General features: G+C 58.5%; 13 protein-coding genes and 1 pseudogene. 8 read left to right on the forward strand and 6 right to left on the reverse strand.

Translation table 11 applies throughout. From position 1 onward, the window contains the following. The first annotated feature begins 270 nt into the window (after positions 1-270). Positions 271-660: a hypothetical protein gene (locus tag HMPREF0308_RS02820; RefSeq protein ID WP_005528484.1), complete on the forward strand. Its 390-nt coding sequence runs from the start codon at positions 271-273 to the stop codon at positions 658-660. 84 nt (positions 661-744) lie between these two features. Here HMPREF0308_RS02820 and HMPREF0308_RS02825 read toward each other — a convergent pair whose 3' ends face one another. The 5 genes from HMPREF0308_RS02825 to HMPREF0308_RS02845 form a co-directional block, all read right to left on the reverse strand. After that, a complete protein-coding gene (locus HMPREF0308_RS02825; RefSeq protein WP_005528485.1) occupies positions 745-1881 on the reverse strand; it encodes a DUF3322 domain-containing protein in 1137 nt (378 codons plus the stop codon). Continuing rightward, positions 1868-5236 (reverse strand): ATP-binding protein, encoded by a 3369-nt coding sequence (locus HMPREF0308_RS02830; RefSeq protein ID WP_005528487.1) that lies wholly within the window; start codon positions 5234-5236, stop codon positions 1868-1870. Before HMPREF0308_RS02830 ends, HMPREF0308_RS02825 begins: the two co-directional genes overlap by 14 nt. Beyond that, positions 5229-5879 (reverse strand): DUF4194 domain-containing protein, encoded by a 651-nt coding sequence (locus HMPREF0308_RS02835; RefSeq protein WP_005528488.1) that lies wholly within the window; start codon positions 5877-5879, stop codon positions 5229-5231. Before HMPREF0308_RS02835 ends, HMPREF0308_RS02830 begins: the two co-directional genes overlap by 8 nt. After that, positions 5876-7348, reverse strand: a complete 1473-nt coding sequence (locus HMPREF0308_RS02840) for a DUF3375 domain-containing protein (RefSeq protein ID WP_005528491.1) — start codon at positions 7346-7348, stop codon at positions 5876-5878. The genes HMPREF0308_RS02835 and HMPREF0308_RS02840 overlap by 4 nt, the downstream gene beginning before the upstream one ends. A 142-nt stretch (positions 7349-7490) precedes the next feature. After that, positions 7491-7910, reverse strand: coding sequence for an organic hydroperoxide resistance protein (locus HMPREF0308_RS02845; protein WP_005528493.1), 420 nt, complete (start codon positions 7908-7910; stop codon positions 7491-7493). A gap of 111 nt (positions 7911-8021) precedes the next feature. Here HMPREF0308_RS02845 and HMPREF0308_RS13990 point away from each other — a divergent pair, with 111 nt between their 5' ends. From HMPREF0308_RS13990 to HMPREF0308_RS02865, 5 genes are all read left to right on the forward strand, one after another. After that, positions 8022-8189, forward strand: coding sequence for a hypothetical protein (locus HMPREF0308_RS13990; protein WP_005528494.1), 168 nt, complete (start codon positions 8022-8024; stop codon positions 8187-8189). 306 nt (positions 8190-8495) lie between these two features. Continuing rightward, positions 8496-8672 carry an IS3 family transposase gene (locus HMPREF0308_RS14425; RefSeq protein WP_005528496.1) on the forward strand — a complete coding sequence of 59 codons (177 nt, stop codon included), beginning with the start codon at positions 8496-8498 and terminating at the stop codon, positions 8670-8672. Positions 8673-8832: 160 nt separating this feature from the next. Then, on the forward strand, positions 8833-9255 hold the full coding sequence (locus tag HMPREF0308_RS14140) for an integrase core domain-containing protein (protein ID WP_141276799.1): 423 nt from the start codon (positions 8833-8835) through the stop codon (positions 9253-9255). A 434-nt stretch (positions 9256-9689) separates the two neighbouring features. Continuing rightward, positions 9690-10682, forward strand: coding sequence for a DUF3800 domain-containing protein (locus HMPREF0308_RS02860; protein ID WP_236251964.1), 993 nt, complete (start codon positions 9690-9692; stop codon positions 10680-10682). 213 nt (positions 10683-10895) lie between these two features. After that, complete coding sequence (locus tag HMPREF0308_RS02865; RefSeq protein ID WP_236251977.1) at positions 10896-11576, forward strand: DeoR/GlpR family DNA-binding transcription regulator; 681 nt, start codon at positions 10896-10898, stop codon at positions 11574-11576. A 78-nt stretch (positions 11577-11654) separates the two neighbouring features. Here HMPREF0308_RS02865 and HMPREF0308_RS14320 read toward each other — a convergent pair. Then, a pseudogene (locus tag HMPREF0308_RS14320) lies at positions 11655-11882 on the reverse strand (YrhK family protein); the annotation flags it as partial. A gap of 61 nt (positions 11883-11943) precedes the next feature. Here HMPREF0308_RS14320 and HMPREF0308_RS02875 point away from each other — a divergent pair. Together HMPREF0308_RS02875 and HMPREF0308_RS02880 are read left to right on the forward strand one after the other, a co-directional pair. Then, positions 11944-12342 carry a helix-turn-helix domain-containing protein gene (locus tag HMPREF0308_RS02875; RefSeq protein ID WP_034656779.1) on the forward strand — a complete coding sequence of 133 codons (399 nt, stop codon included), beginning with the start codon at positions 11944-11946 and terminating at the stop codon, positions 12340-12342. A 105-nt stretch (positions 12343-12447) separates the two neighbouring features. Continuing rightward, positions 12448-13395, forward strand: coding sequence for a DUF3039 domain-containing protein (locus tag HMPREF0308_RS02880; protein ID WP_034656781.1), 948 nt, complete (start codon positions 12448-12450; stop codon positions 13393-13395). Positions 13396-13465: the final 70 nt, after the last annotated feature.

A 13465-nucleotide genomic window follows, 5' to 3' on the forward strand; every position in this document is an offset into this window, starting at 1 on the left:
GGGGTTTGGTTTTTAGAGGTATTTATTGAAGCGGTCGGGGTATGCCACAGCCATTTGGTTGATTGAAGTGCCCCGAGTTTTGTTCCTAGGCATTTGCCTTGATTTCTATTATTTTCTGTGGCGGGATCTGCTTCAAAAGGTCAAGTCCGCGTCCGTGGTTCGGGCGCTTGCCCGCATCAATATTTTTGTTTTCGTCCCACGCCGCACCCCTGCGGGCGCTGGTAGCATCTGTTTACATACCGCAACCAGCAGCTACGGGACGCCTATTCTATGGACGGCGATGTTACTGCGCTGCTTGTATGCGCCGGGTTAGTGCTTGTCATGGTGCTCTACTGGGCCTACTACATTAGGTGCGTGCGGAGGCAACCCAAGTCGGAAGAGCGGTACGACGATGTCGACTTGGTAGGCGCAGAAAGTGATGGCGTCCTTTTCATTTATCCTTACTGCTCGCTCAATATGGGCGCTGGCGGTGCCATGGGGCTGGTCGCAAGTGCCAACCCTCGCGAGTTTGTCTACACGGTGCTGAAGGTTCCGCTCGTGGCAGCTTTCGTTATCGGAGTCATTGGATTTACAAGCGCGGTCGGGGTTCCGCTTTCGTGGCCTTTTGTTCCGCGTTGGGCCGTCGATATCCGTAAAGCAAAGCGTGCCCAAAGGCGTTAGCGCAGACAAGGCAGAAAAGAGAAATGGAAGAATAGCTACTGCAGGAAGAGGCCATTTTGTCCAGCGTTCGCGGGGGTGGCAGCGTCACGCTGCTGCGAGCGTTGCATGAATCACCGCATTCACATGAGCAAATGGAATCCGCTCCTGCTCAATGCGCAGCCGGCCCGCAGTGAAGAGAAGGCGGTAGGCGCGCTGCTCTTCGGTGGTGAGGTGGGTAAGGGTGGCGGAGCCGTCGCCGGGGTCGGGGACGGCCAGGTGCTGGAATTCGGTGACGGTGGCGGTGTCCATGAGCAGTGACGTCGTGTGGGGGAAATGGGCGCGCACGGCGTTGAGGATGGCAAAGCCGGCGGCGTCGAGGTCACCCCAGTAGGTGATGTCGACGCGGTTAAGCCAGTCCAGTGCGTGGAGTTGGTGGGCGGCGGTGCCGGCACCGAGGAGGGCGACGGTGGGAGGGGAGGTGTCCGAAAGCGTGGGCAAAGCCAGGAAAGTTTGTTTGTTCTCCACTATGAGGACGCGGGGAGGGGTATGCGGGAAAAGCGTGGCGGCGTGGGCTAGGGGGATTTCGATATCGCTGAGCGCTGGAGCGTGGTTGAGGTAGCGCAGGCGGACTCGGGTGTCGCTACGGCGCAGGTCTAAGTCTGTGATGTCGAACGGCGCGAGGAGCGTGAGGAGTAGGCGGCGGTGGGTACCAATCCACTTGCCGTCCACACCTTCGACCGGCACGGCGCGCTCCCACTCCCCGGAGTCAGGGTTGGCGCGCAGCCAGGTCAGGCACGGTCCTAGGCATTCCAGGTCATAGGCGCTTAAATCCTTCCATTGGGTATAGCTGCGGCGGACGGTGTGGGCGAAGTCGGGGGAATCGGGAAAGACGGCAGCGATGCTGTGCGCTCGTTCACGGGCGCGGGCGTACTCGAGGTTAAGGCCCGCGGCGGTGGCGATGCGTTCGGCACCGTTGATTGTGATGCGAGCCGGTATGTTGTTCGTGCCCAGGCCGGCGCGCGACCAATTGCGGGACTCGTAGATGACGTCCTCCTGGTGGGGCCAGCGCTGCCAGGCACGGATGAAGCCCTGCGTGGCGTCGATATCGCGGGCGGCAGCAGTGGCAGTGGGCGGGTGCAGGGGCCAGTCGACGCGCACAGAATCCGGGTCAGCCAGTGCTTCGGCAAAGTGATTGCGCAGGTATTTCGACGCGTGTGCTTGCAGGTCTTTAGGGCTGCGCATAGTCGGGGTCCTGGTAGGTGGAGGCGTCGATAAGCGAATAGCCCGTGCGCGCCCGCGGGCGGCCATTGATGGTGGGCTCATCGTACTTGACCACAATCGTGCCATCCACGTAAGGAGACAGCGTCTGGATGAGCTTGAAAGGCGTGGCCAGAATCATGTGGAAACCAAAAGACGTAAAGACGGACATGGCAGTGCGGGTAAAGGTGGGATCGGCGCGGTCAAAGGCCTCATCCAGAATGATGGAACCATAGGTGGGCACGTCTTGGTCCGGCTCCGCCAGCCGGAAGCGCAGGGCCGCAGCCAGGCAGAAGAAGACGAGCTTTTGTGCTTGGCCGCCAGACAGTGAGGCGGAATCCTGATAGGTATTGGCTGTCGTTCCGTCGGGGTACAACTCACGGCCGATAAAGCTCACGTGCCGGCGGGTATCTAGCACCACGTTGCGCCAGCGGAGATCCTCTGGCTGGCTCGAGCCCAAGCGGCTCAAGATCTTGTCCAACGCGTGGTAGCGCGCAAGGGCAGCCTCTGTATCATCGGAGCTGAATTCGCCCAAGCTGTGGGAGGTGGCGGCATCAAGATCCCGCTGGAAATCCTGGACCACCTGGCCGCGAGCATCCTTGACGTCGATGCGCAGGGTGCGCTCACCGTTGAAGGGAGAGCGCTCCAGGGACTTGTTGATGAATTCCATGCGCCTCTCAATATCACTGCGAGCACGGCGCAGGTCTGTGGTGAGGTGGGAGAGGTTTCGCACGGTGGAGCCGTTGAGAAGCTCGAGGAAGCGGGCGCGGAAATCCGCCAGGCGGTCGGCGCGTAGGAACTTGAGCTTCTCGATGCCCTCGCCAGCGAAGCTCGCCTGCGGCTCGAGGTCCGCGGCCTCCGCCGGCCACTGGGCCAGATATGTGTGGAGGACAGAGACAATTTTGGCGTTGGCGTCCTCGATGCGCCGCGTGGCGGTGCGGGCGGTGTTCTGAAGACTAGCCTGCACCTCATCGCGCCGGGCATCGATGTCATCAATGGTGAGCTTGCGCTTGCCCTTGTGCAGGGCATCTTCGACTGCTTTCGCGATGTCCTGGTCCTTGATGTCGGGCACAATACCGATGCTACGGCGGCGCTCGGTTGAGCGCTCAAGCTCGCCTTCGACGTTGCCCAGGTTCTTCTGGGCGGCGTTCAGCCTGGCGCGTGCGGCCTTGAGCTTGGCCTTGGCTTGCTCGTGGGCTGCGGCGAGGGCTTGGGCCTCCGGGGAGGAGGCCAGCGAGTCATACTGCTCCTGCAGATCCTGCCGGCGAGCCTCGGCGGAGGCGGTGTCGATATCCTGGAAGGAGGTTTCCAGCACCTGCTGGGCTTTATCGCGCTGGGAGCGCAGAACGTCCATCTTCCGGTTGAGGTTCTGGACCTGCTTGGCCGTGGCACGAGCAGTGGCCTTGGCCTGCGTGAGCTGGGCGCGTAAGAGCTCAATCTTGGCGGTGTTGGTGGAACCCACCCGGTACCAGGTAGTGCCGCTAAAACGCTTGCGGTCATCCTTGATGAAGCGGGTTGAGCCGTCTTTATCCTTGGGGCGGCTTTCCAGGCCATCGCGCGTTACCGCCGGGGTGGTGGTGACATGGTCCAGTTCCGCAACCGAGTCCACACACTCGTAGTTGAAGCGGCGCGAAATATGTTGGCGAACCCAGTGCGCCATGGCGTGGTCTTGGAATTCCAGTTTGTGGATAAGCTGCCGCGGGCTGCGCGCGGAGGCCTGCGGTGATGCAAACTCCGGAATGGTGCGGTACTCCAAACGGGTGCCCACGTTGCGCGAATTGACCCACTGGTTGATGGTGTCGCGGGCAGCCTCAGGAACGAGCAGGGTGGCGGCAAAGCCGTGGAGGAGCTTTTGAATCACCGGCTCCCATTCGGCCTGCTGCGGGCTGATATCGATGAGCTCGCCGGCGAAGGGAAGCTCGGATTCGGCATAGCCGGTATCGCGAGCCAGCTGCGCGCGCAGTTCAACTAGAGCCTTGTCGATGTTGGTGCGCCGCGAGCTAAATGAGCGCAGCTCGCTATCGAGCGCGGCACAGGCGGTGGCAGCGTCCCGGGCGGCCACGCCAGCTTCTTGTTGCTCGTTGATGAGGTTGGCGAAGTCAACCTTAAAATCTTCGATGCGCAGCTTCGCGGTGGCCTGCAGCTCGGCGAAGCCGTGTGGACTGAACTCGTAATCATCAGTCCACGCTCCAGCGGCCGCAGCCAACCGTTGGAATTCCTTCGTGCGGTGCTCAATTTCTTTGTCCGCAGTTTCTATCTTGGCGCTTAAGGCATCGAGCTCGCCAGCGCTGAGCTGGGTAACAGCCACCGCGGCCAGGCGCTCGGCATCATCCAGGTGTGCGACCTCAGCGTTGAGGGTCTCCGACTGCGACTGGGCCTCCGATAGCTGTGCTGTGAGCGCACGGATGCGGAAATCTAGTTCCTCTGCCACTAGGCGGGCGCGTACTGCCGGCAGCGCCTCACTCATCGCCTCTGCTTTCTCCTTATCCGCTTCAGCACTAGACCGCCGAGAGTGAAGTTGGGGCAGCGGCCCGAGCGTATCAATCTGCGCCTTGACGTCCTCAACCCGCAGGTAGGCCTGGCGCAAATCCTCAAACTGTGCCACGGCCTCATCCGCTCTGGTGAAGGTATCCGGCACATCCAGCATGTAATCCCTAAAGAGCTGGTCCAGGCTGGACAGGGACTTCGCGGATTGAGTGCGGTGAAGAAGAAGCTGGCCCTCCACATTCTTAATCCCCAAGCGTTTGCGGAAGCGGTCCGCAAACGTGGCATAGGTCGGCGTAAAGGATGCTCCGGGGCCTTTATACAGCGCCCTGATCTTGCGGCTATCCAAGCTGCGGGTGAGCAAGGGGCTGAGCTTATCGATGTCCTCATCGCCCGGCACCAACCCATACAACTTCTTGATCTGGCCTACGGAGTTCTCACCGCCGTTGAGGCGAAAAATGGCGATGAGGGTGTGCTGCTTGCCCTGGCCATTGTCGTAAGTCAACGCCACCACTGAGTTGGTCGCACCTTCACGCAGGTATTCCGGGGTAATCTCACCAGTTTGTGTATTCTCCTGCTGCCGCCACGCTCCGCGCACGTAGGAGACCAAGTTACGGCCGTTGTGCCGACCGAGGTCTTGCTGCGAGGCGGCGTTGAACTTCACGTGATTCTGGGGGACAAGGACGGCTGACATGGCATCCAGCAGTGTGGATTTACCTGATCCTGAGCCACCCGTAATGAGGAAACCTTTCCGCGCTACCGGGATGGAAAAATAGCCATGGAAGGTGCCCCAGTTAATCAGCTGGATGCGGCTGATGCGATACTGGCCTGGGTAAAGGTCCGTGTGCTTATTCATCTGAGGTGTCCTCCTCGGTATCCTCGGCTCGCGCCAGGCGGGCGTATTCATCCCGGATGGCGGTGACCGTGGAGGCATCGAAAAGCTGGCGCAGCACCGGCGAGACCTCCAACCGGCCTTCTGTCTCCGTGGTGCTGAGCAGGGAATAGTCATTCTGGATGCGCTTAATAGCCGCGTTGAAGCGCTTGGTGAATCCGGCCTCGTCGCGGTTATCCACCGCGCGGACATAGCCGATGCTCTCCCGGAGATCTTCTACGTCCACGATGACGCGCTCGCCGGGCAGAGCCAGCCCCAGCTCCTGGCGCAGGTTCAACAAGATAGCGGTATCGATGTGCTTGAGCTTGTCCGTGCGCAGCACCTGCGGGATGCTCAGGCTGTCTTCTTCCACCAGGCGGGTAAAGGCAAAGCCCTCGGTCTCATCGATGACGAGCTCCAAAAATACCTCGTGCAGCCTGGCACGCAGATTTTCTTCGTCAGAGATAATTGCTGACCACAGCACTGGTTCTTTCTGTGCGCGGATAAGTGGTCCTTGGAGCAGCTGCACTAAGGCGCGGCGCGAGTGGTAAGTCAACGTTCCTTTGTCGTGCTCCCACAGCGGGGGCTCGTGCGTAGAATCCACGCGGGGGCTGTTGGCGGTGGTCACTGAAGCTCCTCAACGGTTGTGTGATCGAAATACATAGTGGGAATCTGCGCGGCACGTACCGCACCGTCTTCTTCAGTCCATGTGATTTTTTCTTGCGACTCCCGTCCAGCAGGCAGCGGATGTTGATCAGCAATATGGACCAATCCCACCACGCTGGCTAGACCTTGTGTTGGGGGATGAGCCTGCAATACCTGCGCGATGGTGCACGGGCCAGAGTCGCTCACTGTCTGCCGAATCGCCTCGTGCAACTCCTCAAAGTCGATCTCGGACTCGCGTACCAGCTCATAAAGGGCGTGTGCGTCGTCCTCGCCCGGTTGGTAGGCCACGGGTGCTTCTTCCACGACCTCCCGTCCAGGGTTAGCCAGACGAATGCGGGAGACCGAGTGGATAGACATGCCGATGCGCTGTAGCGGCGTGTCCATCCGGTGGAAGGCCTTGAGTTCTGAGCCTTGCGCGGCATCAATAGCCATGCCGCGGGCTTCTCGCAGCAGCTCAATCATGCGCCGGTCCTCCGCGAACTGCTCCGAGGACACGTAGTGGCGCAGACTCCGTGCCAAGCCCGTCATGGTCTGGTTGACCTCAAAGCTGGTTTCTTCCATATCGCGAAAGAGACGACGCAGCTGCCGTTTTCTCTCCGGTGCCACATCTTGGCCCGCTTCACTATCGAGCACCTGTTCAATCCACTGGTCCAACCAGGCGCTGCGTTCCCTATCCATAAGGAGGGAATAAAAGCCTTGGAAGCTGCGGCCCGCATCTGATTCTGCGATGTGGTCCACGCCGTTGAAGATCTCCTCCAACACATCACCGCGGTAGCCCTCCGGATCCAAAAGCTGCCGGCGCAGCTGGTGGTTGAGCGCTTCAAGATCGTGGCGAACTCTGGCGAAATCGCTCGGCACCGCCATAGCCATATTGAGCACATCCTGGACTCGTTCCTCAGTCTCGGCGGCGGTGAGCCTTTCAAACTGACCCAGCTGTGCTTTTTCAATCTCGCGGTCAATGCGCGCGCGTTCTGCCTCCAAACTGGCCACGCGGCTGGCGATGTCCTCATTGGTATCCCGCGCCAACCTCTGCAAAGCCGAGCTAATGGATTCCACACGCGAGGCCGTCACCGTGGTCACCGGTTGTTCCCAGCGCTCAATGGCTTCCAACGCGGATAGGGCTTCCTCGCTGGGCTCGAGTGTTTCACCACGCGAACTTCTCCCGGATTTACGCACTAACCAACCGGCCTTGACCCAGTCATTGCAATAGTTTTGTGGGGTGCGCGGCATGGGAAACTCGCTGGCAATCACTTCGAAATCGGTGACCATGAGCTCATAGACTTCCGCCGCCGGACGCGCCCGGGTGCCGCGTGGAAAGTACTCCGCAATCAGCGCCAGAATCACCGGCGCATTATCCGCAGCGAGGAGCCGAATCGCGGCGGAACCATGCATCAAGCGCCGGAGTGACAAAGCGCGTGCTTCAACAGACATGACTCGATTCTGACAGGTGGGACGGACATATGCAGGGGAATATGGCTCAATAGTTCGAACAATACCCTGCCATGAGAGGGGTCCACTTGTGCGTGAAAAGCGCGAGGCATTGAAAGTCCTCGCGCGTCAGTAGACCACCTTCTTAGTCCTGCGCAACACCAACGTTGACTTCGATGTTGCCGCGGGTGGCCTTGGAGTAAGGGCACATCTGGTGTGCGGCGTCGGCAAGCTCTTGTGCCTTGTCATCCTCAACACCTGGGATGGTGACCTCGAGGTCGACGCCGAGGTAGAAGCCCTCGTCGTTCTTGCCCAAGTTAACGCGGGCACCGACGGTGGAATTCTCCACGTCTACGCCCTTGTCCTTGGCCACTGCCTTGAGCGCGGAGTGGTAGCAGGCGGCGTAACCGGCAGCGAAAAGCTGCTCTGGGTTGGCGCCCTCACCGCTGCCACCCATTTCCTTTGGGGCGGTCATGGTGAAAACCAGATCGGAATCCTTAACTACAGCGCGGCCGTCGCGGCCTGCGCCGGTAGAGAGTGCTTCGGTGGTGTACACGGCGTCCATGATGACTCCTTTTCTAATGGGGTTTTGTATGTCCGCCGATTGTACGCAAGAACGCTAGTCTGAAGAGCCCTAGGTTTTGTTCCGTTTGGGTAGATGGGAAAACCTTCGGACATGCCGAAGAAGTTTGATCGGGAGGCGAAGGACCGTGTGGTCTGTCTCGTGGAAGACCGCATCCTGGCGGAGAGAATTTCGACGCAGGAAGCATGCAAGATAGTGGCACCCAAAAGTGGGCGTTTCGTGGCACACGGCGAGGCCATGGACGCAGCCCGCTCGACGTGAGGGACGCGTTAGTGAACGGTTGCCTGAGGACCTTGTGGCAGAGGTCGCCAAGCTGCTTCGAGAAAATCACCAGCTGCGCGACACCAACGAGTTGTCGAAGGCCGCTTCGGCTTTTTCGCGTCGGAACTCGACTGAGAAACGTTAAGAAATGATCCGATTCATCGATGAGCTTCGGAATCGTTTCTGCGTCGAGTTCGTCTGCCAGATGTTAAACACGCATCGTGAAGGCGGCTTTTTACTTCGCGTGGGTGCCGCCAGTCTAAAGCCCGGGGCTTAAGCGCCCGCAGTCTTCGCGACGCTGTTTTCGTGGAGCACATTCGTGACGTTCATGCTGAGAATTGCGGCGTCTACGGGGGCCGGAAGATGAGGCGCGTACTGCGCCGCCAGGGCATTGACAGTGGCCGCGAGCGAACAGCCCGGCTGATGCGCAGTGCTGGTCTGTCCGGCACGGGCAAAAGGTGGGGCACCAATCACAATGCGTAAGCGCAAGGGGCAGGATCTTCGCTCAGACTTGGTACATCGTGAATTTAAGGCCCAGGCCCTCATCGGCTGTGGGTGGCGGGGTATTGCTTATGTGTGCTCCAGGAAAAGGGTTCGTGTACACCGCTTTTGACACTAATGTGTAATCCCGGAGGATCCTCAGGTGGCGTTGTCGGATTCGATGCGCACCGATGCCTTGCTGCTGCAGGTGCTCAACCAGGCGATCCCGTGTGCTGAGGAAACAACAGTGTTGCAACCACCGATTGAATCCAAGCAGTACGTCAGCATCGTGTACAACGAACGCCTGGCTGAGCACGGAATTACGGCGTCGACCGTCACTGTTGGTGATTCCTACGACAATGCTCTGGCTGAGAATGTTAACGTCTCCTACAAGAATGAGCTGATTCATAGGCGCTCGTGGGCCGACGTGGTCGACGTGGAAATCGCGACGTTCGAGTGGGTGAATTGGTGGAATGAATCACGGCTCCACCAGAGCCTGGGCTACCGCACGCCGGTTGAAGTCGAAGCCGAATTTTGGGAACACCACCCAAGTCAAGAAATAATGGAAATCAAGGCAAAAGCCTAGGAACAAAACCCGGGGCACTTCACAGCCAGGGCTGGATGTATCTAGCGACGGTCATTGATCCCCGCCGGCGGCGCCCCAGACACGACGCTTCCGCTCTCGCCGACCGAAAAGAGAGTGCAATAGCACAGACAGCACGTAAGAACCTCAAGACTTAAGTGCCGTGGCCCCGTTCGATTTAGCGCCCTGCCCCGGACATGAGTTACCGCGATATGCAACAGCCGGAGCGGCCGGTAGCGCCACCCCACCCTCTTGAAACGAGACCACCAAAACCCAAGCGTCCTGTTCAGGTTATACTGAACGGTCAACTTGCTTCCGGGACCAAACCCCAGTAAGCTTACAGACGAGTGGCGGCGTTGCAACACACGTTTCGCGCTAATTCCGGTGGCCAAATCGCTTTAAGCGATTTGGCCACTGAGCATATCACGAGGACGCTCATGCTTATTGCTTATCTCGACGAATTTGGGCACCAAGGCCCCTACATCCGCCACGATCATCCGAAGTTCAACACTCATCCTTGTTTTGGCTACGCAGGATACATTTTGCCTGCTGAGAACGTCCGCAAGATGGGCGGCTATTTCAAATATATTAAGGAAAATCTCCTCGCCTGGGAGCTGTCACAATCAGAAGTTCCTGCAGATCGGTGGGAAAAGAAGGGTTCCGCGCTTCTCACGTCCAATAATTTTCGAAACTATGAGGACGAGATAGTGCCGGCTCTGCGCCGCATCTATGGCAAACTCGGGCAGCTCGAGGGACAACTCTTCTTTTACGGACAGCAGAAGCTGGTCGGTCCCGTAAGCGAAACCCACGAGACGTCGCAGGACCGGGAAAGCCACTGCTTGATCCAAGCAATCAACCGACTAGGAACGATTGCTCACGATCGTAACGAGAAGATGCTTGTCATCATGGACGCAACAGATACGGATAACCGCGAACGCGCCGTTGCGACTTTGGGCGCCACGATTTACACGCGTAACAATTCGACAAACAAAAGCATTATCGAAGTACCCCTCCAAACTGAGAGCCATCTCTACAACACCGTGCAGCTCGCGGATTGGACGTGTGCTCTACTCGGACGATTGACGGATTATCATTTCGCTGAGTATTCGGACTTTTCGTGGGCCGTCGATGTCGGCCGCGACATTTTCAATCGTGCTAAGCCAACGGAAAATTCAATCATCTGGTCAAACGCCACATCGATGCATTCTCGTTGTTTTCCCAATGGGCTCGTCGTGGCACAACGCTTTTGGGAAAAGGAGCAGCGCAAAGAAGCCCGAGACGCCAGAAAAAGGAAAAGAACTCCCAGATGTTTCAACGGCTTATCGACGCTGGCTCTGACGAGCTCAAGGCCAAGCTGGAACAAATCCGCCATGGTTCACCCGATACCAGCGACGATAGAAAACCATAGGGTGACCACAGTTTCGTGGTAGCGGGTCTTTGGCAAGAGCCCTAGGCAACGATTGGTTCAACCCGCCCACTCCCTTTTCCAGCAATTCGCTAGACATATCCCTGGCGATGGACTCCAAGTCCAATGAAACGCTCAAGAATGGGCGCATGGAACGCGAAAGTCGACATAAAGTGATCATGCGTGCGATCGATCGGCCGGGGAAACGCGCATCCGGAACTTGGCGGAGCTCACTGGAGTGGCGGCGGTAACGATCCGCAGGGACCTTGCTGAGTTGGAAGAGCTTGGGTTGCTCGTGAGCACACATGGTGGGGCGCGCCGGGTCGAGCGGCGCGGGACGCCTAAGCCTTTCAGGGTGCGGCAGGCAGAAGACCCGGAGGCGAAGGCGGCGATTGCGCGGACGGCATCGGAGTTAATTGGCGATGACGACGCGGTCATTTTTGACAACGGCACGACGGCGCAAGCCGTTGCGCAGCGGCTGGCTGGCCGGCCCATTACGGCGATGTGTCTGAGCCTGCATTCCGCGGCGGCACTCGGAGCGAAGCCAGGAGCGAATATCTTTGTGCCGGGTGGGGAGGTCGAACCGGACACGCTGGCGTTGTCCAGCGTCGCGGTGGCGAGCGCCTTGCGGGAATTTCGCGCAGACGTGGTGGTGCTGGGGTCGTGTTCGACGTCGCTGGAACACGGGCTGGCGACGACGACGTATGACGATGCGGAGAATAAACGCGCCGCGATGCGCACGGCCACGCGACGCATCTTGGTCGTGGCGCCGCGCAAGCTTAATCACGTCTCGACGTTTCGATTTGGCGATATCGAGGATCTGCATCAGCTGGTCACGACCACGGACGCGCCAGCGGACATTCTCGCGCAGATTCGCGACCTTGGGGTGCAGGTCATTACTGTGCCCGCGGGTAAGTAAGGCTAAGTAGTAGGAGCCTTCCTTGTCCGTGTCCTCGCGGTCGGCGCCGATCTTTTGCAGGTACATGCGGCGGCGTAAGCGGATGGCGGCGCGGGCGGCCATGGCGAGGCTGTCCAGGAGGAAGAAGACGGTTCCTACGTTGGTGAGGCTGAACAAGAAGAGGAAGGAACCTGCAATAAAGACCACGGAGATGGCGATATCGACGGCGATGGAGGCCGTCTCAAAGCGGTTGCGGATAACGAAATCGTTGTGGTGGGGTGTCGCGTCACTCTGCTTTACACTTTCCCATCTTACCGGTAGTGTCACTTACGACAGATAGTGTAGTGAGATTGCTACACACTATGTTGCGTTGAAGCAGAGGTTGACCATGCGTATTCTCCAGGACGAAAAGCTGACTCCTCAGCAGCTGGAGGAGTTTGATGCGCTTGCGAAAGCGAGCGAATCACCGGTTGTACGTACTCTTATGCAGAACATCGCAGAGGTGCTTCGTAACGGTGGCAATCTGCTGAGTGCAGAAGAAGATGCTGCGTTGTCGCCGAATGAAGCAGCTAAGCAGTTCGGCATGAGCCGTACATTTCTCAATCGCCTCCTTGATCAGGGAAAAATCCCCTACTATAAGGTGGGGACGCATCGACGCATCCGTGTAGTCGATCTCGTTCTATTCGAGCAGCAGCGCGATTCGGATCGTATTGAATTGGCACAGCGTCTGGCACGCCAGCAGCAAACCACGCGTGCAGTAGACGCGACGATTGCGGACTTGCTCTAGTTTTGGTTCTGCGGCACGAAAAGGGCTATGCATAGTAGACGCGGGCGTCCCACGCTTCGAGTGCTTAAAGAGGACTTGAGGGACGGATGGCAAGAATCGTTCGTCATGCGTGCGGTGGGTGATGAGCGTTACGAAGATTTGTTGCCGTTAAGCGAGCTTGCACATCCTATCGTAAGGAAGACCGCTGAATCCTTCACCGACACCGCAGCCGCCGATAACTACGTGGGAGCTATTGGGAGTGCTGTCTCCATTCGTCTGCTAGAGATTAAGCAGTCCCAGTGGCGAGGCGGGGTGTGGACCGATCCTAAAACAGGAGTGCGCTGGCTGGTTGCTGCAGGACTTACAAAAGGTGGTCATGAGGACAATGACGATTTCTATAAATTTGTGGCGCGTGAGGAACACAACGGTACTATTACTCGGCTATTGCCGACGGAAGACGATAAACGCTTGCTGAAGTTGGAGACGGCGGCGCATATTCGTACGGAGTGGGAACTCAATATCCAGCGTGAGGTGCTGGCTGCGTTGCAGGAGATTCGCGGCGGTGGGACAACGCGCTTTGACGTGAACCATCCGCTAGCGCGATTGGGTAGGTTCGCTACCATCGAGTTGTACGTGGAATTGGTGCGGGGCGAGGACCGCATCGCCACAGATGAAGTCATCGTTGAGTTCTTTCCGCAGCGTGGAGTCAACTTCAGCGAGGAGCTCTACTGGCAGCTCATCGTTCGTGTATTAGCTTCGGTCTACCCGCCCGCACAGGGCTGGGATCGTGCTGGGGACGAGTTTCACCAAATGGAAGAATCGGGGAGTCTCGACAAGCGCATTTCCGAGCTAGAAACGCATGATGTGAAGCGCACCCTCGCGGAGGTTGAGCTCGGAGCCGTCGCACACTTCACCCACCGTGAACATTTAGCAAGCAAGATCATAGATGGGACTGGTGTGCGTTCCTTGTGCGGAGTCTATTTTGTTCCCACACAAGACGCAGACTCGTTGCCAACATGTCCGCAGTGCGACGTGCTGTATGCTGCATTGCCGAAGCTATCCTTGGGCGATTAGCGGCGAAAATGTCACTCTCCGTAGTGCATTCGGTGTCTCAGCTACTTGCGTTCTTGGGGGAGGACCGTTG

It is taken from the genome of Corynebacterium striatum ATCC 6940 (assembly GCF_000159135.1).
Taxonomy (GTDB): Bacteria; Actinomycetota; Actinomycetes; order Mycobacteriales; family Mycobacteriaceae; genus Corynebacterium; species Corynebacterium striatum.

Bases quoted from the DNA above. Each gene is read 5' to 3' on its own strand.
- HMPREF0308_RS02830 (WP_005528487.1), bottom strand. From the start codon at position 5,236: ATGAATAAGCACACGGACCTTTACCCAGGCCAGTATCGCATCAGCCGC.
- HMPREF0308_RS13990 (WP_005528494.1), top strand. From the start codon at position 8,022: ATGCCGAAGAAGTTTGATCGGGAGGCGAAGGACCGTGTGGTCTGTCTC.
- HMPREF0308_RS02845 (WP_005528493.1), bottom strand. From the start codon at position 7,910: ATGGACGCCGTGTACACCACCGAAGCACTCTCTACCGGCGCAGGCCGC.
- HMPREF0308_RS02820 (WP_005528484.1), top strand. From the start codon at position 271: ATGGACGGCGATGTTACTGCGCTGCTTGTATGCGCCGGGTTAGTGCTT.
- HMPREF0308_RS02840 (WP_005528491.1), bottom strand. From the start codon at position 7,348: ATGTCTGTTGAAGCACGCGCTTTGTCACTCCGGCGCTTGATGCATGGT.
- HMPREF0308_RS02880 (WP_034656781.1), top strand. From the start codon at position 12,448: ATGCGTGCGGTGGGTGATGAGCGTTACGAAGATTTGTTGCCGTTAAGC.
- HMPREF0308_RS02875 (WP_034656779.1), top strand. From the start codon at position 11,944: ATGCGTATTCTCCAGGACGAAAAGCTGACTCCTCAGCAGCTGGAGGAG.
- HMPREF0308_RS02860 (WP_236251964.1), top strand. From the start codon at position 9,690: ATGCTTATTGCTTATCTCGACGAATTTGGGCACCAAGGCCCCTACATC.
- HMPREF0308_RS02825 (WP_005528485.1), bottom strand. From the start codon at position 1,881: ATGCGCAGCCCTAAAGACCTGCAAGCACACGCGTCGAAATACCTGCGC.